Here is a 20,485-nt window from a genome sequence, read left to right on the forward strand (position 1 = left end):
GCAAGCCACATTGATGCCATAGGGCTCGCGGCGGCCGGGTGTTAGATGCCGGTATGGCAACCTTGCGGTCGGTCAACGTCGGCATCCCCAAGGACGTGCTCTGGCACGGGCAGACGGTGCACACCGGGGTCTGGAAGGCGCCGGTCGACGGGCCCGCCATGGTGCGGCGGCTCAACATCGACGGGGACGGACAGGGCGACCTCGGCGGGCACGGTGGCGAGCAGCGGGCGGTCTTCGTCTACCAGCTCGGCTCGTACCGGCACTGGCAGGACTTCCTCGGCCGGGACGACTTCACGTTCGGCCAGTTCGGCGAGAACTTCACCGTCGAGGGACTGCCGGACGACGAGGTGTGCATCGGCGACCGGTACCGGGTCGGTGAGGCGTTGTTCGAGGTGACGCAGCCACGGGTCACCTGTTATCGGGTCGGGATGCGGATGGACGAGCCGCGGATGCCGGCGCTGCTCGTGCAGCACCACCGGCCCGGCTTCTACCTGCGGGTGCTGCGCGAGGGGCCGGTGCGGGCGGGCGACGAGATCGTCAAGGTCGCCGACGGACCCGAGCGCATGACCGTGTCCGAGGTGGACGCCCTGCTCTATCTGCCCGGCCATCCCCGCGACCGGATCACCCGGGCGCTGCGGATCCCCGCGCTCAGTCCGGGCTGGCAGGGGTCGTTCCGGGCCATGCTGGCCGAGCCCGAGTCGGCGAACGGCAACGCCGGCCTGGTCGCCGCCACCCCGCCGCCGGCCTGGCCCGGGTTCCGCCCGCTGCGGGTGACCGCGATCGAGCCCGAGAGTACGACGATCTCTTCGGTACGGCTGGCCGACCCGGACGGCCTGCCGGTGCCCGCGGCGCTGCCGGGCCAGTTCCTGACCGTACGGCTGGAGCCCGGCCTGGTCCGCAGCTACTCGTTGTCGGGGCCGCCCGGCGACGCCGGCTACCGGATCAGCGTCAAGCGGGAGCCGCACGGCGTGGCCAGCGCGTACCTGCACTCCCGGGTCCACCCGGGCGACCTGATCGACGTGGCCGCGCCCCGGGGCAGCTTCGTGCTGCGACCGGCCGACAGCCCGACCCGCACCCCGGTCGTGCTGATCAGCGGCGGTGTCGGCGCGACACCGGTGCTGGCCATGCTCCACGCGTTGGCCGCGCAGAAGTCCGCGCGGGAGGTGTGGTGGATCCAGGCCGCGCGCGACGGGGCCGAGCGGCCGTTCACCGCCGAGGTGGCGGGGCTGCTCGCCGCCCTGCCGAACGCGCACGCACACGTCTTCCTCAGCCGGCCCCGCCCGGACGATGTCTACGACAGCGCGGGCCACCTGTCGGGTGCTGTGCTGCGTACCCTCGGACTGCCGTCCGACGCCGAGGCGTACGTCTGCGGTCCGGCCGCCTTCCAGACCGTCGTCCTCGCCGCGCTGACCGAGGCCGGCGTGCCGGCCGGCCGCGTACACACCGAGATCTTCGGGGCCCAGCCCGGGCTCACCCCGGGCATCCGCGCCAAGCCCGGCCGCCCGCCGCACGCGCCGGAGGGTGCGACCGGCGACGGGCCGGCGGTGTCCTTCGTCCGCAGCGACCTCACCGTCCCGTGGCCGTCCGGCTGCGCCAGCCTGCTCGACCTGGCCGAGGCGTGCGACGTGCCGGCCCGCTGGTCCTGCCGCTCCGGGGTGTGTCACACCTGCGAGACCGGCCTGCTGTCCGGCGCGGTCGACTACACCGCGGAACCGGTCGACCCGCCGGCCGACGGGGCCGTGCTGATCTGTTCGGCCCGGCCCACCGGACCGGTCGTGCTCGACCTCTGAGCCTCAGCCGGCGTTGACCAGCTCGAGGCTCAATGGATGCTCCAGCCGCCGTCGATCATCACCGACGAGCCGGTCATGAACGAGGCCGCGGGGAGACAGAGGTAGGTCACGGTCTCGGCGACCTCCTCGGGCTCGATCAGCCGTTTGAGCGCCGCCGGGGCGAGCATGATCCGCTCCACCACCTCGTCGGGGGCGATGCCGTGGGTGGCGGCCTGGGCGGCGATCTGCTTGTCGACCAGCGGCGTCCGCACGTACGCCGGATTGACGCAGTTCGAGGTCACGCCGTACGCCGCGCCCTCCAGCGCGACCACCTTCGACAGGCCCTCCAGGGCGTGCTTGGCGGTCACGTACGCGACCTTGAACTCCGAGGCGCGCACGCCGTGCACCGACGAGATGTTGACGACCCGGCCCCAGCCGCGCGCCTTCATGCCGGGCAGGAAGCGCCGCACCAGCCGGAACGGCGACTCGACCATCAGCCGCATCATCATCGAGAACACCTCGGCCGGGAACTCGTCGATCGGCGCGACGTGTTGCATGCCCGCGTTGTTGACCAGGATGTCGGCCTCGATGTCGAGCGCGTCGATCGCGGCCAGGTCGGTGAGGTCGAGGGTGATCGAGCGCCCGCCCACCTTCCCGGCCACGTCGGCCGCGCCGCCGGCGTCCCGATCGACCACCACGACCGCGGCGCCCTCGGCGGCCAGCCGCTCCGCGCAGGCCCGCCCGATCCCGCTCGCTCCCCCGGTCACCACCGCGGTACGCCCGTCCAACGTCATCGGACACCTCCCTCGTCACACCTTATGGATCGCGGCCCGCGGCCGGGGCAGGATGAGGGGATGGCATCCGACGCCCGGACCGAGTTGCTCCGACTCGAGCGGAACGGCATCGAGGTGATCACCGAGGCCGAGCGGACCGGGCGGCCCCGGTCGCTGTTCTGGCCCTGGTTCGCCTCCAACATCTCGGTGCTCGGCGTCAGCTACGGCGCGTTCACGCTGGCCTTCGGCGTCTCGTTCGCGCAGGCGGCGATCGCCGGCGTGATCGGGGTGGTGATCTCGTTCGCGCTGTGCGGCGTGATCGCGCTGGCCGGCAAGCGGGGCTCGGCGCCGACCATGGTGCTGTCCCGGGCCGCCTTCGGCGTCAACGGCAACCGCCTGACCGCGGCGCTGTCCTGGCTGCTGACCGTCGGCTGGGAGACGGTCCTGGTCATCCTGGCCACGCTGGCCACCTCGACCGTGTTCACCCGGCTGGGCTGGGGCGGCGGCACCGGCACCAAGGTCGTCGCGCTGATCGTCGTCTCGGCCGTCACCGTGCTGGCCGGGGTGGCCGGCTTCGCCGTGGTGATGCGCCTGCAGACGATCATCACCCTGGTCACGGCCGTGCTCACGGTGGTCTACATGGTGCTCGCGGCCGGGCACATCTCGTGGCCGGCCGTCTCGTCGCTCCCGGCCGGCTCGGCCCAGCAGGTGATGGGCGCGCTGGTCTTCCTGATGACCGGCTTCGGCCTCGGCTGGGTCAACGCGGCGGCGGACTACTCGCGCTACCTGCCGCGGAGCGCGTCGAGCCGGGGCGTGTTCGGCTGGACCACCTTCGGCGCCGCGCTGGGCCCGGTCCTCCTGCTGGTCTTCGGGCTGCTGCTGGCCGGCTCGTCCACCAGCCTGTCCGACGCGATCGGCGCCGACCCGATCGGCGCGCTGACCACCCTGCTGCCGACCTGGTTCCTGGTCCCGTTCGCGATCGGCGCCGTGCTCGGCCTGATCGGCGGCGCGGTGCTCGACATCTACTCGTCCGGCCTGGCCCTGCTGACCGCCGGCGTGCGCATCCCGCGCTACCTGGCCGCCGCCGTCGACGGCGTCATCATGATCGCCGGAACCATCTACGTGGTCTTCTTCGGCAACAGTTTCATCGGCGCGTTCCAGGGCTTCCTGATCACCCTCGGCGTCCCGATCGCCGCCTGGTGCGGCGTGATGCTGGCCGACGTGGCCCTGCGCCGCCGCGACTACGCCGAGGACGAGCTGTTCGACCCGCGCGGCCGCTACGGCAACGTCCGCCCGCTGCCGTTGACGCTGGTGGTGGTCGGGACGGCGGTGGGCTGGGGGCTGGTCACCAATTCGTTCGCCGGCTGGCTGGGCTGGCAGGGCTACCTGCTCGGCCCGCTCGGGCTGGGCGGGCGCGAGGGCCCGTGGGCGTACGCCGGCCTGGGCATCCTGGTCGCCCTGGTGATCGGCCTGGTCGGCACCCTGATCGGCAGCGCCCGGGCGGTCCGCCGCCAGGAGAGCGAGCCGGACCGCTTGTCCGTCCGCCCGTCCCCGGCCTCGTGACACGCTCGGCCAGGGGCAACATGACCGTGCCGAGACGGACGACGACCACCCTGGCCGTGGCGACCCTCGGGCTGGGGCTGAACCTGCGCGCCTCGATCCTGATCGGACCGCAGCTGCACGAACGGTTCGTCGCCGGCCCCGGGCTCCATGTCCTGCTGATCGGGCTTCCGCTGCTGGTCGCGGCGCTGGTGCGGGTGCCGGTGGGTGTGCTCACCGATCGGTACGGCGCCCGGGTGATGATGCCCGCGGTCAGCCTGGTGTCGGCGCTGTCGGTGGCCGGGCTGGGACTGGCCGGCTCGCTGCCCGCGGTCGTGGTGGCCGGGGCCGCGGCGGGCGTGGCGGGGGCCGCGTTCGTGGTCGGCGGCGCCCTGGCGGCCCGCGTCCTGCCGTACGGCCGGCGTGGTCTGGGTCTGGGGTTGTTCGGTCTCGGTGTGGTGGTCGCGGTGGCGATCTCGGCGGTGTCGTGGCGATTCGACCCGATGGGACGGCACGCCGCGTTCGTGCTGGCGGGAGCGCTGGCCGGCTTCGCCGGGCTGGCCGCGGCGGTGCTCCGCGATCCGGTGCCGGCCCGTCCCCGAGGGTCCCTGGTCCGTCAGTGCGGGGCGATGGTCCGGCTGGCCTCGTCCACCTCGTTGTCGTTGCTCTACCTGCTCGCGCTCGGCGGGATCGTGTCGATCGCGGCCTACCTGCCGGTGTTCCTGACCGTTGCCGCCGGCCTCGGCTGGTTCCGGGCTCTGGCCGCCAGCGGCGTGGTGGTCGTCCTGGCCGCGGCCGCGCGGCTGGCCGGTGGCTGGTGGACCGACCGGCGGCCGACCGCCCGGCTGGTGATGATCTGTTACGGCGCGGCCGCGGGCCTCTACACGGTCGGGGCGATGCTGCCGCCGGTGTGGTGGCTGCTGGTGCCGGTGGTCGCGGGGATCGCCGTGTGCGACGGGGTCGCCAGCGGCGCCCTGCTGGCCCTGATCGGCAAGGCCGCGCGACCGCGGGACGCCGGGGCGGTGATGGGCGTGACCGGCTCGGTCGGTGCGCTCGGCGCGCTGGTTCCGCCGGCGCTGGTGGCGGGGGCGATCGGGCTGACCCACTCGTACGCCGCGGCCTGGCTCCTTCTTGCCGCCCTGCTGCTGGCGGCGGCCGTCTACGTCGGCACCCACGGCCTGTCCGTCGGGCTCGGGCTGGCGGTGCGATCCGAGCCCGAGCCGGGACCCACGTCGATGACGATCGCGGTCGTCGGCGAGCCGGAGACCCGGCTGGGCGCGGCCGCGGTGGTGGCCGAGCTGGCCGACCTCGCCGCCAACGACGAGCTGGTCATCGTCTACGGCGCCGGCGAGGGGGAACAGCCCGGCACGATGGCCGCCGGGCTGCGGTACCGGCTCCCCCGCCACCGCGTGGTGGCGGTTCCGGTCGGCCGGCCCGAACTCGGCCGCGACGCGCTCCTGCTCGGCGACTACGTCGACGCCGGCGCGCTGGCGATCGCGGTGACACCGGCGGCGGACATGCGGAGCGTCGCCGCCGACCTGTCCATCTACCTTCAGGCCGACCGTGTCCTGGTGCTGTCCTTCACACCGGCCGAGGGGGCCGAGCTCGGCCCGATCTAGCAGGATGTCGGCATGGAGCTGTTCGGGCGCGACGACGAGCTCCGCGTCCTCGAGGCCGGCCGGACGACCGTCGTGCGCGGCGAGGCCGGGATCGGCAAGTCGGCGCTGCTGTCCGAGGTGGCCCGGCGGGCCGGGGCCCGGCCGGCGCTCATCCTCACGACGACCGGGGTGCAGAGCGAGGCGCAGATCGCGTTCGCCGGCCTCTACCAGCTCCTGCGGCCCATCCTCGACCAGGCCGACCGCCTGCCGCCGCCGCAACGCGAGGCCGTGCTGGCCGCGTTCGGCCGCAGCGGCCCGGCCGCGCCGCAACTGTTCCTGATCGCCCTGGCGACGCTGAGCCTGCTGGGCGAGGCGGCCACCCAGGCGCCGGTCCTGCTGCTGGTCGAGGACGCCCAATGGCTCGACCGGGAGAGCGCGGAGGTGCTGGTCTTCGTGGCGCGGCGGCTCGACTTCGAGCCCATCGTGCTGCTGGCGGCGGTGCGCGACGGGTTCGACGGGCCGTTCGCCGGCAGCGGGCTGCCCGAGCTGGCGCTGCCCCGGCTGGAGCGCGCCCAGGCTGAGCTGGTGGTCGACGCGCGGGCGCCGGGGCTGCGGCCCGAGGTGCGCGAGCGGGTGCTCCGGGAGGCGGCGGGCAACCCGCTGGCGCTGGTCGAGCTGCCCACCATCGTGGACGCCTCCTCGGCCGTGCTGCCCCTGACCGCGCGGCTGGAGCACGCGTTCGCGGCCCGGGTGACCGAGTTGCCGCCGGTCACCCAGACCATGCTGCTGGTCGCCGCGCTCAACGACGGCGACGCTCTGGCCGAGACGCTGGCCGGGTCCGGGGGCGCCGTCGGCGACCTGGAACCCGCCATCGCGGCGAGGCTGGTCGAGGTCGACGCCGATCGCCTGCGTTTCCCGCACCCGCTGATGCGCTCGGCCATCCGCCAGCGGGCCACCCTCGGCCGCCGGCACGCCGCCCACGCCGCGCTGGCCGAGGTGGTGACCGACGACGACCGCCGGGTCTGGCACCGGGCCGCGTCCACCTCCGGTCCGGACGCGGCGGTCGCCGCCGAGCTGGAGGCGGCGGCGGTCCGGGCCCAGCGCCGGGGTGGCGTCGCCGCCGGCGCGGCCGCGATGGAGCGGTCGGCCGAGCTGACCCGCGACCCCGTCGTACGCGGCGAGCGCCTGCTCCGCGCGGCCGAACTCGCCTTCGAGCTGGGCCGCAGCGACGGGGTGGCCCGCCTGCTGGCCGAGGCCGAGCGGGCCGGCCTGTCCGAGCGGCAGCGCTGGCGGACGGCGTGGATCCGGGACAGCTTCGACGACGGTGTGCTCGGCCGGGCCCAGGCCGCGTGGTCGCTGGCGCAGGTCGCCGAGCGGGCCGCGGCCGACGACCCCGATCTCGCCCTGAACCTGCTGTACGGAGCGGCGCTGCGGTGCTGGTGGACCGAGCCGGGCGTGGAGGCCCGGCAGAGTGTGGTGGCCGCCGCCTCGCACGTGCCGGTGGACGAGAACGACCCCCGGCTGCTGATGGTGCTGGCCTTCGCCTCGCCGATCGAGCACGGCGGGGTCGTCCTGGAACGGCTCCGGCGCAACCGGGTGGCCGGCGACGGGCGTGCGGCCCGGATGCTGGGCAACGCCGCCCACGCGATCGGCGCCTTCGACCTGGCCGCCGGGTTCTTCGCCGGTTCGCTGGCCGGCCTGCGGGCCGAGGGCCGGCTCGCGTTGCTGGCCCGGGCCCTCACGCTGCAGGCGCGCAGCTGCGCCTACCTGGTCGACCTGGGCGTGGCGATGCCGGCCGCGGACGAGGCGTACCGGCTGGCCCGGGACACCTCGCAGCCGCTCATCGCCGCCACCGCGCGGACCGCGCAGGCGATGCTGGCCGCGGTGCGGGGCGAACAGGACGACGCCCACCGGCACGCGGCCGAGGCCGAGAAGGCCGCGCTGCCGGGCGACGCGCGTGCCGTGCTGGCCGCCGTGCAGCACGCCCGCGGCGCGGCGGCGCTGGCCGACGGCCGCCACGAAGACGCGCTGACCGAGTTGCGGCGTATGTTCGACCCGGCCGATCCCGCGTACCACCCGGCGATCCGGGGTCACGCCGTCGGCGACCTGGCCGAGGCGGCGGTGCGCAGCGGGCAGCCCGACGCGGTCCGGGGCGTGGTGGCCGAGATGACGGCGGTCGGGCGGCGTACGCCGTCGCCGGTGCTGCACACCGGCCTGCGGTACGCGCACGCCCTGCTGGCCGATGACCGGGCGGCGCAACCGTTGTACGAGGCGGCCACCGACGCCTGGCCCTTCCCGCGGGCGCGGGCCCAGCTCGGGTACGGCGAATGGTTGCGCCGCCGGCGGCGGGTGGCCGAGTCACGGGCCCACCTGCGGGCCGCCCGCGACACGTTCGACGCGCTGGGCCTGCCGCCGTGGGGCGACCGCGCGCGGGCCGAGCTGCGCGCGTCCGGCGAGACCAGCCGCGGCCGGGTCCCCGACGCCCGCGACCGGCTCACCCCGCAGGAGCTCCAGATCGCCCAGATGGCGGCGGGCGGGCTGACCAACCGCGAGATCGGCCAGCGGCTCTACCTGTCACATCGGACGATCAGCTCCCATCTGCACCGGATCTTCCCCAAACTCGGCATCACCTCGCGGGCCGAGCTGCGCGATACCGTCACATGACGTAAGCGAAGCGCCGGCGCCGCCACGTACGTTCCGTCCATGGCGAACAAGCATGTGCTCTTCATCCACGGACTCTGGCTGTCCTCCACCTCCTGGGCGAGCTGGCAGACCCACTTCCAGGCGGCCGGGTACGACACCTCGGCGCCGGGCTGGCCGGGCGAACCGGACACCGTCGAGGCGGCCCGGGCCAACCCGGACAGCCTCGCCGACCACGGCATCGACGACGTGGTCGCCCACTACACGGCCATCATCAACCGGCTCGACGCCAAGCCCATCCTGGTCGGGCACTCGTTCGGCGGCATGGTCGCCCAGAAGCTGCTCGGCCAGGACCTCGCCGCGGCCGCCGTCGCGATCGACGCCGCGCAGATCAAGGGCGTGCTGCCGGTGCCGCTGTCCTCGCTGCGGGCCACCTTCCCGGTGTTCAAGAACCCGGCCAACCGGCACAAGGCGGTGTCGCTGACCGCCGAGCAGTTCCGGTACGCGTTCGGCAACGCGATCACCGAGCAGGAGTCCGCCGAGCTGTTCGAGCGCTGGGCGATCCCGGCGCCGGGCAAGCCGCTCTTCGAGGCCGCCGCGGCCAACTTCGACCCGCACTCGCCGGCCAAGGTCGACACCGCCAACGAGCTGCGCGGCCCGCTGCTGCTGATGATGGGCGGCCGCGACCACACCGTGCCCGAGTCGGTCACCCGGGCCACGCTCAAGCAGTACCGGCACTCCGACGCCGTCACCGACATCGTGGAGTTCCCCGACCGGGCCCACTCGCTGACCATCGACAACGGCTGGCGCGAGGTCGCCGACGCCACCCTGTCGTGGCTCGAGAAGCACTCCCTCTGACCATGGACCTGCGTCTGAGCGGAAAGACCGCGGTCGTGACCGGCGCCAGCAAGGGCATCGGCCTGGCCATCACCCGGGCCCTGGCCGGCGAGGGCGTCACCGTCGTGGCCGGGGCGCGCACCGCCACCACCGAACTGTCCGACCTCGCCGCCCGCGCCGCCGTCCACCCGGTGGCGGTCGACCTGGCCACCCCCGGCGGTCCGGCCCGGCTCATCGAGACCGCCGTGGCCGAACACGGTGGTTTCGACATCCTGGTCAACAACGTCGGCGCCGTCGTGCCCCGCACCGGCGGGTTCCTGTCGGTCACCGACGACGACTGGGCCACGACCTTGACGATCAACTTCCTGGCCGCCGTACGCACCACCCGCGCCGCCCTGCCGCACCTGATCGACCGCGGCGCCGGCGCGATCGTCACCGTCAACTCGGTCAACGCCCGCCTGCCCGACCCGCTGGTCATCGACTACAGCGCGGCCAAGGCCGCCCTGGCCAGCTTCAGCAAGTCGCTGTCCAAGGAGGTGGCGCCGCACGGCATCCGGGTCACCACGGTCAGCCCCGGACCGGTCGCCACCGCCCTGTGGCTCGGTCCCGGAGGCGTCGCGGCCACCGTCGCCCAGGCCTCCGGGGCCAACCCCGAGGGCGTGGCCCGGGGCGCCGCCGCCGAGTCGGCCACCGGCCGGTTCACCGAGCCGGAGGAGGTCGCCGACCTGGTCCTGCTGCTGGCCAGCGACCGGGCCGCCAACATCACCGGCGCCGACATCGCCATCGACGGCGGTCTCATCACGACACTCTGAGACGGTTAGCGTTGAGGTCATGAATCCGAGGGTCTGGGCGGCCGTCGCCGTCGTCATGTTCCCCGCCGCGGCGGCTGGCTGCGGCGAAGCCGCGCCGAAGTCGACCACGGTGGACGCGAATTACGCCGTCTACCGCACCGACGCCGACCGCGGCGACGCCCACGACCTCGAGACCCTGCACGAGCTGAAGCACAGCACCGCCTCCATCCGCATCACCGGCCCGCGGTACGGCCTGAGCTTCGAATACGTCTTCGTCACGCCGGCGCTGACCGGCGCCCAGGCCAGCTTTCTCGACCTTTCCGACGACTACGACGTCGGGGTGACCGCCGGGCCGGGCCGGGAGCTGGTCATCGCGTACGCCGAGGACGGCGCCCTCACACGCGAGATCGTGCGCGAGGGCGCCGACCCGACCGTGGCGCTGAAGGCCGGCGACGTGGACATCCCGGTCAAGGGCCTGCCCGTCCTCACCGAGGCCGGGGGCCTGCTCATCGCCAGCATCCCGGCCGGCAGCGAGCCCCTGCTGGCGGCGACCGAACTGGGTAAGACCCAGACGCTGAGCCTGCGCACCGGCGACCGTGGCGGCTACAGCCCGGCCGCCTACTACCCCCTGAAGAGCGGCAACGCGACGCTGTTCACCCCCGGCACCGGCCTGGCGAGCACGGTGACCGCCTACAACGCGCAGTTCGACATCGACGCGAGGCTCGGCGCGTACAGCTTCCAGCGCGGGTGGGCCGCCCCGGGCCACGCCTGGCTCCTGCTGACCGTCCAGCACCAGGGCCGATCCGAGCCCCGGGACACCACCGCCTGGCGGCTCGAACTGGATCTCGGCCGGCACCTCACCGTGAAGGGCGCGGGCCTGGCCGCGCACCCGCTCAGCACCAAGATCGAGGTCCTCGAGATCGCCCAGGGTGGCTTCAACGCGTCCATCGACGTGCCCGAGCCGGCCGGCCTCAAGGACGTCACGTTCACCCTCACCTCGGGCGGCACGCTGGTCACCGAGGCCGGGAAGCGCCCGCGGACGCGACCCATCACCGACAGCTCCGACGTCACCCTGACGCTGGCGGTCGAGCGGTAGAACGCCCTCCGGGTTCGGCGAAGACCGCGCCGGTGTCCTTGAGCAGCCGGGCGATGGCGCCGGCCGCCTCGCGACCGGCGCGGTTGGCGCCGATGGTCGACTGGGACGGGCCGAAGCCGATCAGGTGGACGCGGGGCTCGCCGGCGACCTGGGTGCCGATCAGCCGGATGCCGCCCCGGTCGTTGCGCAGGCCCAAGGGGTCGAGATGGCTGAGGGCGGCCTTGAAGCCGGTGGCCCAGAGGATGGCGTTCACCGAGGTGAAGGAGCCGTCCTCCTCGCGTACCCCAAAAGGTTTGATGGCCGTGAACATCGGGCGGCGTTCCAGGGCGCCGCGCTTCTTGGCGGCCAGCGCGTAGGGCGTCCAGAGCAGGCCGGTGTAGGAGACGACGCTGCCGGTCGGGCGGCCCTCCTCGACGTCCGCGGTGACCTTGGCGATGACCTCGCGGCCGGTGATCTCGGGCTCGAACGCGCCGTCCCGGAAGACCGGCTCGCGGCGGGTGTACCAGAACGTGGTCGCCACCCGGGAGATCTCCTCGAGCTGCTGGATCGCCGAGATCCCGCCGCCGACCACGGCCACCCGCATCCCGGCGAACTGCTCGGCCGACACGTAGTCGTGCGTGTGCAGTTGGAGCCCGGCAAAGGTCTCCTGCCCCGGATAGTGCGGCCGGACCGGGTTGGTCCAGGTGCCGGTGGCGTTGATCACCGCCTGGACGGTCCACCGACCGGCGCTGGTCTCGACCAGGAATTCGCGGCCGGCCCGGCGCACCGCGGTGACCCGCACCGGGCGCCGGATCGACAGACCGACGGCCCGCTCGAAGCCGGCGAAGTACTCCGGCACGGCGGTGCGGCTCGGTTCCGCCGGGTCGATCGGCGGCTTGGGGAACCCCGGCAGGTCGAAGATGCCGTTCACGGTGGCCATCCGCAGCGACTCCCACCGGTGCTGCCAGGCGCCACCCGGCCCACGCTCGGCGTCGAACACCACGTGATCGATCCCGCGCCGCTGAAGGTGATAGGCCGCCGACAGGCCGGACTGCCCGCCCCCGATGACCGTCACCGTGGCTTGATTCGCGGTGATCACCGGACAAGCGTACGGCGGTGAAGGCGGAATGAAGGCGCCGCGTGCTCCGATGGCCCCCTACGCGACGCGCCCGCGCCGCCCGGAAGGGAAGACAACATGATCGTCACGCGCGACCCATCGCGAATCCGGCGCACTGCGGCCGTGCTGGCCCTGGCCGCCGCCCTCGGCATGGCGCTGCTGGCCGGCAGCCCGCCCGCCCGGGCGACCACCGCCGAGGCGCCACACCTGATCACCACGATCAGCGGCGCCCAGATCTGGCACAGCACCGAGAGCTACAGCTACAAGTGCCCGGTCGACCGGATCTGCGTCTGGACCGGGACCAACTTCACCGGGTACGGCATCTTCTATCCCCGCGCCGACATCCTGTGCCACGGCTGGCGGTTCGAAGGCAGCGTCTGGCAGGACCACACGTACTCCATCTGGAACCGCACGACCGGCTGGATCACGATCTGGGACCGGGCGCACGACGGCTCGTACCGTTACTCGAAGTACGGCTACCTCCCCAACAACTACATCTGGGGCAGCACGCCGTTCAGCTACATCATGGACGGCTGGGTGTACGACGAGAACAACACGTGCACCACGCCGACCTTCGTCTACCACATCACCTGGCAACCGTGACCGCTGTCAGTGGGTGAACAGGCTCGAGGGGTCGTGGACGGCGTTGAGCCGGCGTAGCCGGTCCGTGTTGGTCAGGTAGTAGGCCTCGGTGTTCAGCTGGGGCTCGGGGAAGTTGGGATAGGCGCCGCCGGTGCCGTGGAGATGGGTGAGCTGGTAGGAGTCGTCCAGCCATCTGCTGGGTTGCTGGTCGGCCCGTACGGTGGCGGTCTGTTTGAGCAGGAATCGGGCGTCGCGGTGAGGGAAGGCCGTCGCGTCGGCCGGCAGCCGGTTGTAGGCGCCTCCCCACGGGGTGAAGTCCAGTTCTCGTTCTTCGCCGGGTGTCCGGTCGGTGATGAGTCGTTCGAGCAGCTCGGCGGCGGGAAGCGTGGACCGGAAGAACTCGGAGCGCAGGTAGGCGAAACGGGTACCGCCGTCGTCCGGTGTGGCCAGCCACCTCTTCACCACCTGCACGGTGTCGTGGTGCCGTTCGTTAGCGCTGGGCCGTTGCCCGAGGCGGCGGCGCAGCAGGTCGACCGCGGCGCCGTCGGCTGCGGCACCGAAGACGGCGACGCGGGGTGCGAGCCTCGGGTCTGCCGGAGCGGTGATGGTGAGGCTGGGCGCGGTCGTCTCGTCGAGCTCGGGTAGCGAGTGCTGCCAGGCGTCGAGGAGGTCGGCCGCGCCATCGGCGGGATAGCTCCACCGGAAGGCGGTGCGGGTGGGCGCGGCCACGGTCGCGAAGGTGAGGGAGGTGACCACGCCGGGGGCGCCTCCTCCGCGCATGGCCCACAGCAGGTCGTCGTCAGCCTCGACCGTCCGGCCGTCGGCCCGGACCAGTGTTGCCGCCAGAAGGCTGTCGCAGGTCAGTCCGTGACGGCGGCCGAGGATACCGAGCCCGCCGCCGAGCGTGAGCCCGGTGATGCCCACGGTGGGCCCGCACCCGGCCGGGATGGTCCGGCCGTGGGCGCCGAGCCGGTCGTAGACCTCGGCGAGGCGCGTGCCGGCGCCGATGACGGCGCGGCTGCCGTCGAGCCGCACCCCGGCCATCGGGCTGGTATCGATCACGACGCCGGTCGTGGTGGATCGTCCGGCGAAGCAGTGGCCGCCACCCCGTACGGCCACGGGCAGGCGCCGCCGCCGCGCCGTGGCGAGGGCCGCGGCGACGTCGGCCGTCGTGGCGCAGGGCAGCACCGCGGCCGGCCGGATGTGGGCGAAGCGGGCGAGAACCACGGCTACGCCGGGACCGGGCTGCCGATGTGCCGAGCCCAGTTCGGTTGGCGCCCGTCGACGTCGTGCAGGCCGTAGTGCTCGGCGAGGTCCCAGGAAGTGAGGACCTGACCCGCTCGCCCGGCGATGTGCGGATCGGCGGCGAGCGCGCTGATCGCGCGTCCGATGTAGCGAGGCGTCTCGGAGGCCAGGAAGTGGGGGTCGCGGTCGCCGCCGTCGCGCCAGTTGTCCTCGGTGACGCCGAAGTGGTCGAGCATCGCCTCGGACCGCAGGAAGCCCGGAGTGACGGCCAGCGCGGTGATCCCGTGTTCGCGCAGTTCCTCCGCCTGGGCCAGGGCCAGGCGGTTGACGGCGGTCTTGGTGAGGTCATAGGCGAGGTTGCCGCGGTACTCGCGACCCAGCCCGTCGGTCACCTCGATGATCAGGCCGGTGCGGCGCCGCATCATCAGCGGGACGGCGTGCTGGCTGGTGATGAGATGGGTCAGCACCGCGCGTTCCCACATGGCGCGGAACGCGGCCAGGTCCAGCTGCCAGAACGGCGTGCCCCATTCGGTCAGCGGATCGCCACCCCAGATGTCGTTGACCAGGACGTCGAGCCGGTCGTGCTCGTCTTCGACCCGCCGGATGAGCGCCGCCACCTGCCGCACGTCGCTGTGGTCGCAGCGCACGGCAATGCCGTGGCCACCGGCCGCGGTGACCAGGTCGGCGGTCTCCTCGATCGTTTCGGGCCGGTCCATGTCCGACCGCCCGGCCCGCGAACTGCGACCGGTGACGTAAACCCACGCGCCCGCGGCGCCGAGTTCCACGGCGATGCCCCGTCCGGCTCCGCGAGTGGCCCCCGCCACCAGGGCGACCTTGTCCGTCAATGGCTTGGTCAGCGACGTCTGCATGACGTTAGTGAATCACGATTTACTAACTGCTGCGACCCGCTAGTGTGCAACCCATGGCTCGACCGCGGACCGTCTCGGATGCCGCCATCCTCGCCGCCGCTGCCCACGCCGTCGGTCAGGCCGGACCCGCGAACGCGACTCTTGCGCAGATCGGCGATCGCGTGGGGCTGACCGCCGCCGCCCTGCTGCGTCGCTTCGGCTCGAAGGATGGACTGCTGCTGGCGCTCGCCCGCGACGCCGTCGCGACCGTGCCGGCCCGCCTGGCCGCCGCGCGGTCGGCCGAACGCCCGATGACGGCGCTGATCGAGGCCCTGGTGGCGATGGCCGGCACCGTCCGGAACACGGCCGAGTTCGCCAACCATCTGGCGTTTCTGCTCATGGACCTGTCGAATCCGGAGTTTCAGCAGATCACTCGCCAGTACGCCGCCGCCGTGGAGACGGCGATCGGCGCGGTGCTCCAAGCCGCGACCGACGTCGGCGAGCTGAACCCCGCCCGCGTCGACGAGGCAACAGCGGAGACGATCCATGCCACCTACAACGGCGCCATGATCACGTGGGGAATGGCCGGCCACGACGGCAGTCCCGCAGAGCACGTCCGACGGCACCTGCTGCGCGTCACCCGTCCCCTGCTCGACTCGCCGCCCTGAGGGTTCCGTGCCGTGCGGCTCACATCGTGGCGCCGGCCGCCGCCTGTCGGCGGCCGCCGGGGTCAGCGGAGGCAGCGCGGGGCACGCAGCCCGAGGATGCGTCGGCCGGCTCCGACCAGGTGCTCGCGCAGCAGGTCGTCGTCGAGTTCGAGCGCTCTCATGCCCATCCCGCAGGCGATCCCGGAGACGGTGAGATCGGCCTTGATCCACCCGCCCACGCCGGGATCGACGTCGGCGAGCAGCTGGAGCAGACGTTCGCCCAGGGCACTCATGTCCGCGTGCGAGCGCAGGATCTCGATCGCACCGGGATCGCCGACCAGCACGGGGACCAGCACGCGGTTGCGGATCACGATGTCGATGAAGCCGGTGAGCATGCGCTCAGCGCGGGCCCGCCGGGTCCGTTGCGTCTCGGCCGCCCCAATGGCCGCCCGCAACTCCCCGGCCAGCGGCTCGACCACCGCGGTGAGCAGTTCCTCGCGGGTGCGGAAATGGTGGTGCACGGCCGACTTCGTGACGCCCACCTCGTCGGCGATCATCTGCAGCGACGTGCCGGCGAAGCTGTGCCGGGCGAACAGGCGGATCGCGGCGTCGACGAAACGGTGCCGGCTGTCCGGCGCCCGGACCGCGGTCACGGACATGCGTCCTCCTTGCTGAACCCGGTGGTGCCCTCGCGAACCCGGTGATGCCACGAAGCCTAACTGGCCGATCGTTCAGGAGACAACTGCACGATCGTAAAGCTCATAACTGTACGATCGTAAAGTGAGCTACTTCACGATCGTGCAGCATTCGACTGCACGATCGGCTAGCTTCCGGAGCACACCAACTTTCCGGAGGAGACCCGAGATGGCTTCGTTCCTGTACCGGCTGGGCCGGTTCGCGTTCCGCCGGCGATGGCTGGTCACCGGGCTGTGGCTGGCCGTCCTGGCGGCCGCCCTGACCGGCGCCGTGGCGCTGTCCGGCCCGACGTCCGGGGCGCTCCGCATTCCCGGGACACCGTCGCAGGAGGCGATCGACCTGCTGCAGGAACGGTTCCCGCAGGCCTCAGCCGGCGGCGCCACCGCACGGGTGGTGTTCGCCGCACCGGCCGGGCAGCGCCTCACCGACGCGCCCGCGAAAGCGGCCGTCGAACAGGTCGTCGACGAGTTGCGACGGGCCCCCCAGGTGGTCTCCGTGACCGACCCGTTCTCCTCCGGAGCGGTGAACCCGGCCGGCGTCATCGGTTTCGCGCAGGCGACCTACCGCGTGGCCGCGCAGGATCTGACCGACGGCGACCGGGACGCGCTCATCGGCATCGCCGAGCGGGCCCGCGGGAGGGGCCTGACCGTCGAGGTCGGCGGTGACGCGCTGCAGCCGCCGAACGAGCAGGGCCTCGGCGAGGTGATCGGTGTCGCGGTGGCCGCCATGGTCATGGTGATCACGTTCGGGTCGCTGGTGGCGGCCGGCCTGCCTCTGCTGACCGCGCTGCTCGGCATCGGCGTCGGCGTCGGCGCGGTCACCGCCGCCACGGGCTTCGTCGACCTGTCCTCGACCACGCCGATCCTCGCGCTGATGCTCGGCCTCGCGGTCGCGATCGACTACGCCCTGTTCATCGTCTCCCGCTATCGCCAGGAGCTCGGCGACGGCCGCGACCCCCTGGACGCCGTCGGCCGGGCGGTCGGCACCGCCGGCTCGGCGGTCGTGTTCGCCGGGCTGACCGTCGTGATCGCGCTGGCCGCGCTCTCCGTCGTCGGCGTGCCGCTCCTGACCCAGATGGGCCTGGCCGCCGCGTTCACCGTGGCGGTCGCCGTGGTCATCGCCTTGACGCTGCTGCCCGCGATGCTCGGCTTCGCCGGCCGCCGGGTCCTCGGTCGACGCTCCCGGAGCCGGCCCGCCGGCGAGCCCGCAGCCGGCCGGACCACCACCTCAGGCACCCGATGGGCCCGCCGGATCGCCCGCCGGCCGGTCGTCGCGCTCCTGGTCGCCGTGGCCGCGCTCGGCATCGTCGCCGTCCCGGCGCTGGACCTGCGCCTGGCCATGCCGGACGACGGCACCGCCGCACCGGACACCACCCAGCGCAAGGCCTATGACCTGCTGGCGGCCGGCTTCGGGGCCGGTTTCAACGGGCCGCTGACCGTCGTGGTCGACACCCCGGCCGGCGCCGCGAAGACCTCCGCCGCGCAGGTGGCGCGGAGAATTACCGGCCTGCCCGGTGTCGCCGCCGCGGCCGTCAGCGCCGTCAACCCCGCCGGGGACACCGCCCTGCTCACCGTCGTCCCGGCCGGGGGACCCGGCGACTCCACCACCCGCGACCTGGTGCAGGCCGTCCGGCGACTGGACGGCACCATCGCCGGTGCGAGCATCGGCGTCACCGGGCTGACCGCCATCAACATCGATGTCTCCACCAAGCTCGGCGACGCGCTCATCCCGTACCTGGCGATTGTCGTCGGTCTGGCATTTTTGCTGCTCATGCTGGTGTTCCGGTCGGTGCTGGTGCCGATCAAGGCCACGCTCGGGTTCCTGCTCAGCGTCGCCGCCACCTTCGGCGCCGTCGTGGCGGTCTTCCAGTGGGGCTGGGCGGCCGGCCTGCTCGGCGTGGAACGGACCGGGCCGATCATCAGCTTCCTGCCCGTCATCCTGATCGGCATCGTGTTCGGCCTGGCCATGGACTACCAGGTCTTCCTGGTCACCCGGATGCGCGAGGACCACGTACGAGGCGCCGCACCCCGCGAGGCCGTGATCACCGGCTTCGGCCACGGCGCCCGGGTGGTCACCGCCGCCGCGATCATCATGGTCAGCGTCTTCGCCGGATTCATCCTCGCGCCCGACCCGGTCATCAAGTCGATCGGCTTCGCGCTCGCCGTGGCCGTGCTCTTCGACGCGTTCGTCGTCCGGATGACGATCGTGCCGGCCGTGATGACGCTGCTCGGCCGGGCCGCCTGGTGGCTGCCCGGCCGGCTGAACCGGCTCCTGCCCGACCTCGATGTCGACGGCGAGAAACTACGCCATCGGCTCGACGACGTGCCCCTCGAACCGGTCGTGGGCATCCCCGAGCGGACGCCGGCATGAGGCTGCTCGTATACGGCGCCGGGGTCCTCGGCAGCCTGCTCGCGGCCCGCATGCACGAGGCCGGGCACGACGTCGCGCTCCTCGCCCGGGGCGAGCGCCTGGCCGCCCTGCGCCGGCACGGCATTCAGCTCGCCGAGGGCGACAGCCCGGTCGTCCGGCAAGTGCCGGTGCCGGTGGTCGAGGACCCGGCCGACGGGTACGACCTGATCGCCGTCGTGGTCCGCGCCCATCAGGTGGACCCTGTCCTGGAATCGGTCGCCGGCCTCGACAGCGACGTGTTGTTCCTGCACGCGTGGGCGGCCGGCGCCGAGCCGCTGGGCGCGGTGATCGGCCACGAGCGGGTGCTGCTCGGCTTCCCCACCGGCGGCGGCACGATGGACGGGGACGTGGTCCGCCACCGTACGCCCAGCTTCGTGACCCGCCGCGTCCCGATGCCGATCGGCGAACCCGGCGGGCGCGACAGCCCTCGACTCGAGCGGATCGTGCGGACGTTCCGCACCGCCGGGATCAACGCCAGGGCCGAGCCGCGGATGGACGCCTGGCTCAAGACGCACGCCGCATTCGCGGTGCCCCTCGGGCAGGCGGCGGCCGCGGCGGGCGGCCCGGCGGCGCTCGCCGGCGATCCGGACGCGGTCCGCGGCATGATCCGCCGCATGCGGCAGAACCTGGCCGCCCTGCCGACGCCGCCGGTCCCGCGCGGTTTCGCCGCGGTGCGCACCCTGCCGGACGGAGTGCTCGTGCCCGTCATCCGGCGGTTCCTGCGAAGCCCGACGGCCACACAGAGCGGGCTCAGCAACACGTCACCCGCGACGGAAGCGGCCGAACTCGAACGGCTGGCCGACCAGATGCGCGCCCAGTAGGCGATCCCTGGTCTCACCGCACAGGGGCCTGCGTCAATGGGCTCGGGAATGGCTTTCCTTCACGGTGAGCCCGCCTTGGAGTCGTTCGATGATCGACCAGAAGCGAGGACACTGCATGGGTTCCGCGGCGGGACACCGTTTGCCGTGTTCCAGAGCGGTACGGGCCGTCTCGATGCGGTCCTGCTGCTCGGCCAGGTCGGCCAGCTTGCGATCGATGATGTGATGCTGGCTCGGCCGGTCACCGGCGAGGAAGTCACCGATGTCGGCCAACGAGAGGCCGACCTCGCGGAGGAAGACGATCACGCCGACGGCCCTGACCGCCGAGGCGGCATAACGCCGCCGACCGGCCGCCGCGCGGGAGTCGGGTTTCACCAATCCGAGCTCGTCGTAGTACCGCAGCGTCGTGGCGGGCACGCCGGTCTGCCGCGACAGGTCCCCGATCGACAAGGGAGCCGGTGTCGCAGGGGAAGCCTGGGTGCGCTCCGGACTGGGCATTGACTTCGAGCGTACTCGAAGTGATGTTCTCGGCCGATGGACATCAAGCCTCGGCCTATGGACATCAAGCGGAGATCACTGGACCGCCTTCTGCTGTGGTGGTCGTCCCATGGCGGCCTGGCCCAGTTTCATCAACCGAGCGGGCTGGCGGGACAGGCCGCCGGCTGGATCATGGGCCGGCGCCCGTCCAACGTGGCACGCAACCGGTGGGCGGTGGGACTGCTCGACATCCAGCCGGCGGATCGCGTCATCGAGGTGGGCTGCGGTCCCGGGGTGGCTGTGGCTGCCCTGGCAACCCGGGCCACCCGTGGACGAATCGTCGGCGTCGACCATTCCGCGGTCATGATCCGTCAAGCTCGTCGCCGCAACCGCGCCGCGGTGAGAGCCGGTCGGGTACGGCTGGTTCACGCGTCGGTCCAGAACCTGCCGGTCGGCGACGGGCCGTTCGATGCCGCGCTCGCGGTCAACACGGTCGGGATGTGGCCCGAACCCACTGCCCGGATCCGGGAGATAGGCCGGATGCTGAGGCCAGGCGGACGTTTCGCCGTGCTGTCGCAACCCCGCTGTCCCGGCGCCACCGCGGCCACCTCGGCAACAGCCGCG

17 protein-coding genes and 1 pseudogene are annotated in these 20,485 nt (G+C 73.0%); 12 read left to right on the top strand and 6 right to left on the bottom strand.

The window, feature by feature from the left end; genetic code table 11:
- Nucleotides 1-53: 53 nt before the first annotated feature.
- Complete coding sequence (locus tag AB0M54_RS34935; RefSeq protein ID WP_364476052.1) at nt 54-1,790, top strand: MOSC and FAD-binding oxidoreductase domain-containing protein; 1,737 nt, start codon at nt 54-56, stop codon at nt 1,788-1,790.
- Nucleotides 1,791-1,819: 29 nt separating this feature from the next.
- Here the strand turns inward: AB0M54_RS34935 and AB0M54_RS34940 are convergent, their stop codons facing one another.
- Entirely contained in the window at nt 1,820-2,563 is a 744-nt protein-coding gene (locus tag AB0M54_RS34940; RefSeq protein ID WP_364476054.1) for a 3-hydroxybutyrate dehydrogenase, read from the bottom strand.
- A 60-nt stretch (nt 2,564-2,623) separates the two neighbouring features.
- Between AB0M54_RS34940 and AB0M54_RS34945 the strand changes: the two genes are divergently transcribed.
- Genes AB0M54_RS34945 through AB0M54_RS34970 form a run of 6 tightly spaced genes read left to right on the top strand, consistent with a single transcriptional unit; the run spans nt 2,624 to nt 11,043 of the window.
- Nucleotides 2,624-4,105 carry a cytosine permease gene (locus AB0M54_RS34945; protein ID WP_364476056.1) on the top strand — a complete coding sequence of 494 codons (1,482 nt, stop codon included), beginning with the start codon at nt 2,624-2,626 and terminating at the stop codon, nt 4,103-4,105.
- Nucleotides 4,106-4,125: 20 nt separating this feature from the next.
- On the top strand, nt 4,126-5,700 hold the full coding sequence (locus AB0M54_RS34950) for an MFS transporter (RefSeq protein WP_364476058.1): 1,575 nt from the start codon (nt 4,126-4,128) through the stop codon (nt 5,698-5,700).
- A 12-nt stretch (nt 5,701-5,712) separates the two neighbouring features.
- Complete coding sequence (locus tag AB0M54_RS34955) at nt 5,713-8,343, top strand: LuxR family transcriptional regulator (protein ID WP_364476060.1); 2,631 nt, start codon at nt 5,713-5,715, stop codon at nt 8,341-8,343.
- 39 nt (nt 8,344-8,382) lie between these two features.
- Nucleotides 8,383-9,177 carry an alpha/beta hydrolase gene (locus tag AB0M54_RS34960; RefSeq protein ID WP_364329946.1) on the top strand — a complete coding sequence of 265 codons (795 nt, stop codon included), beginning with the start codon at nt 8,383-8,385 and terminating at the stop codon, nt 9,175-9,177.
- 2 nt (nt 9,178-9,179) lie between these two features.
- Nucleotides 9,180-9,968: an oxidoreductase gene (locus tag AB0M54_RS34965; protein ID WP_364329948.1), complete on the top strand. Its 789-nt coding sequence runs from the start codon at nt 9,180-9,182 to the stop codon at nt 9,966-9,968.
- 19 nt (nt 9,969-9,987) lie between these two features.
- Nucleotides 9,988-11,043 carry a hypothetical protein gene (locus tag AB0M54_RS34970; RefSeq protein ID WP_364476062.1) on the top strand — a complete coding sequence of 352 codons (1,056 nt, stop codon included), beginning with the start codon at nt 9,988-9,990 and terminating at the stop codon, nt 11,041-11,043.
- Here the strand turns inward: AB0M54_RS34970 and AB0M54_RS34975 are convergent.
- Nucleotides 11,015-12,121: an FAD-dependent oxidoreductase gene (locus AB0M54_RS34975; protein WP_364476064.1), complete on the bottom strand. Its 1,107-nt coding sequence runs from the start codon at nt 12,119-12,121 to the stop codon at nt 11,015-11,017. The two genes, AB0M54_RS34970 and AB0M54_RS34975, sit on opposite strands and share 29 nt — an antisense overlap.
- 96 nt (nt 12,122-12,217) lie before the next feature.
- Here AB0M54_RS34975 and AB0M54_RS34980 point away from each other — a divergent pair, with 96 nt between their 5' ends.
- The gene (locus AB0M54_RS34980) at nt 12,218-12,742 is read left to right on the top strand and encodes a peptidase inhibitor family I36 protein (protein WP_364329954.1); all 525 of its coding nucleotides are present in this window, start codon (nt 12,218-12,220) and stop codon (nt 12,740-12,742) included.
- A 6-nt stretch (nt 12,743-12,748) separates the two neighbouring features.
- On the opposite strand, the gene AB0M54_RS34985 is transcribed toward AB0M54_RS34980, so the two are convergent.
- Complete coding sequence (locus AB0M54_RS34985) at nt 12,749-13,948, bottom strand: FAD-binding protein (RefSeq protein WP_364476066.1); 1,200 nt, start codon at nt 13,946-13,948, stop codon at nt 12,749-12,751.
- A gap of 2 nt (nt 13,949-13,950) precedes the next feature.
- A complete protein-coding gene (locus AB0M54_RS34990) occupies nt 13,951-14,835 on the bottom strand; it encodes an SDR family oxidoreductase (protein WP_364476068.1) in 885 nt (294 codons plus the stop codon).
- A 53-nt stretch (nt 14,836-14,888) separates the two neighbouring features.
- Here AB0M54_RS34990 and AB0M54_RS34995 point away from each other — a divergent pair, with 53 nt between their 5' ends.
- Entirely contained in the window at nt 14,889-15,482 is a 594-nt protein-coding gene (locus tag AB0M54_RS34995) for a TetR/AcrR family transcriptional regulator (RefSeq protein WP_364476070.1), read from the top strand.
- Nucleotides 15,483-15,544: 62 nt separating this feature from the next.
- On the opposite strand, the gene AB0M54_RS35000 is transcribed toward AB0M54_RS34995, so the two are convergent.
- Nucleotides 15,545-16,120: a helix-turn-helix domain-containing protein gene (locus AB0M54_RS35000; protein ID WP_364329965.1), complete on the bottom strand. Its 576-nt coding sequence runs from the start codon at nt 16,118-16,120 to the stop codon at nt 15,545-15,547.
- Nucleotides 16,121-16,325: 205 nt separating this feature from the next.
- On the opposite strand from AB0M54_RS35000, the gene AB0M54_RS35005 reads away from it, so the two are divergent.
- Nucleotides 16,326-18,527, top strand: coding sequence for an MMPL family transporter (locus tag AB0M54_RS35005; RefSeq protein ID WP_364476072.1), 2,202 nt, complete (start codon nt 16,326-16,328; stop codon nt 18,525-18,527).
- A complete protein-coding gene (locus AB0M54_RS35010) occupies nt 18,524-19,387 on the top strand; it encodes a 2-dehydropantoate 2-reductase N-terminal domain-containing protein (protein WP_364329971.1) in 864 nt (287 codons plus the stop codon). The genes AB0M54_RS35005 and AB0M54_RS35010 overlap by 4 nt, the downstream gene beginning before the upstream one ends.
- A 33-nt stretch (nt 19,388-19,420) precedes the next feature.
- Here AB0M54_RS35010 and AB0M54_RS35015 read toward each other — a convergent pair whose 3' ends face one another.
- On the bottom strand, nt 19,421-19,834 hold the full coding sequence (locus AB0M54_RS35015; RefSeq protein WP_364329974.1) for a MerR family transcriptional regulator: 414 nt from the start codon (nt 19,832-19,834) through the stop codon (nt 19,421-19,423).
- 219 nt (nt 19,835-20,053) lie between these two features.
- On the opposite strand from AB0M54_RS35015, the pseudogene AB0M54_RS35020 reads away from it, so the two are divergent.
- Nucleotides 20,054-20,449 (top strand): annotated as a pseudogene (locus AB0M54_RS35020) (methyltransferase domain-containing protein); the annotation flags it as partial.
- Nucleotides 20,450-20,485: the final 36 nt, after the last annotated feature.

The sequence above is a fragment of the Actinoplanes sp. NPDC051470 genome, from assembly GCF_040682035.1.
Lineage (GTDB): Bacteria > Actinomycetota > Actinomycetes > Mycobacteriales > Micromonosporaceae > Actinoplanes.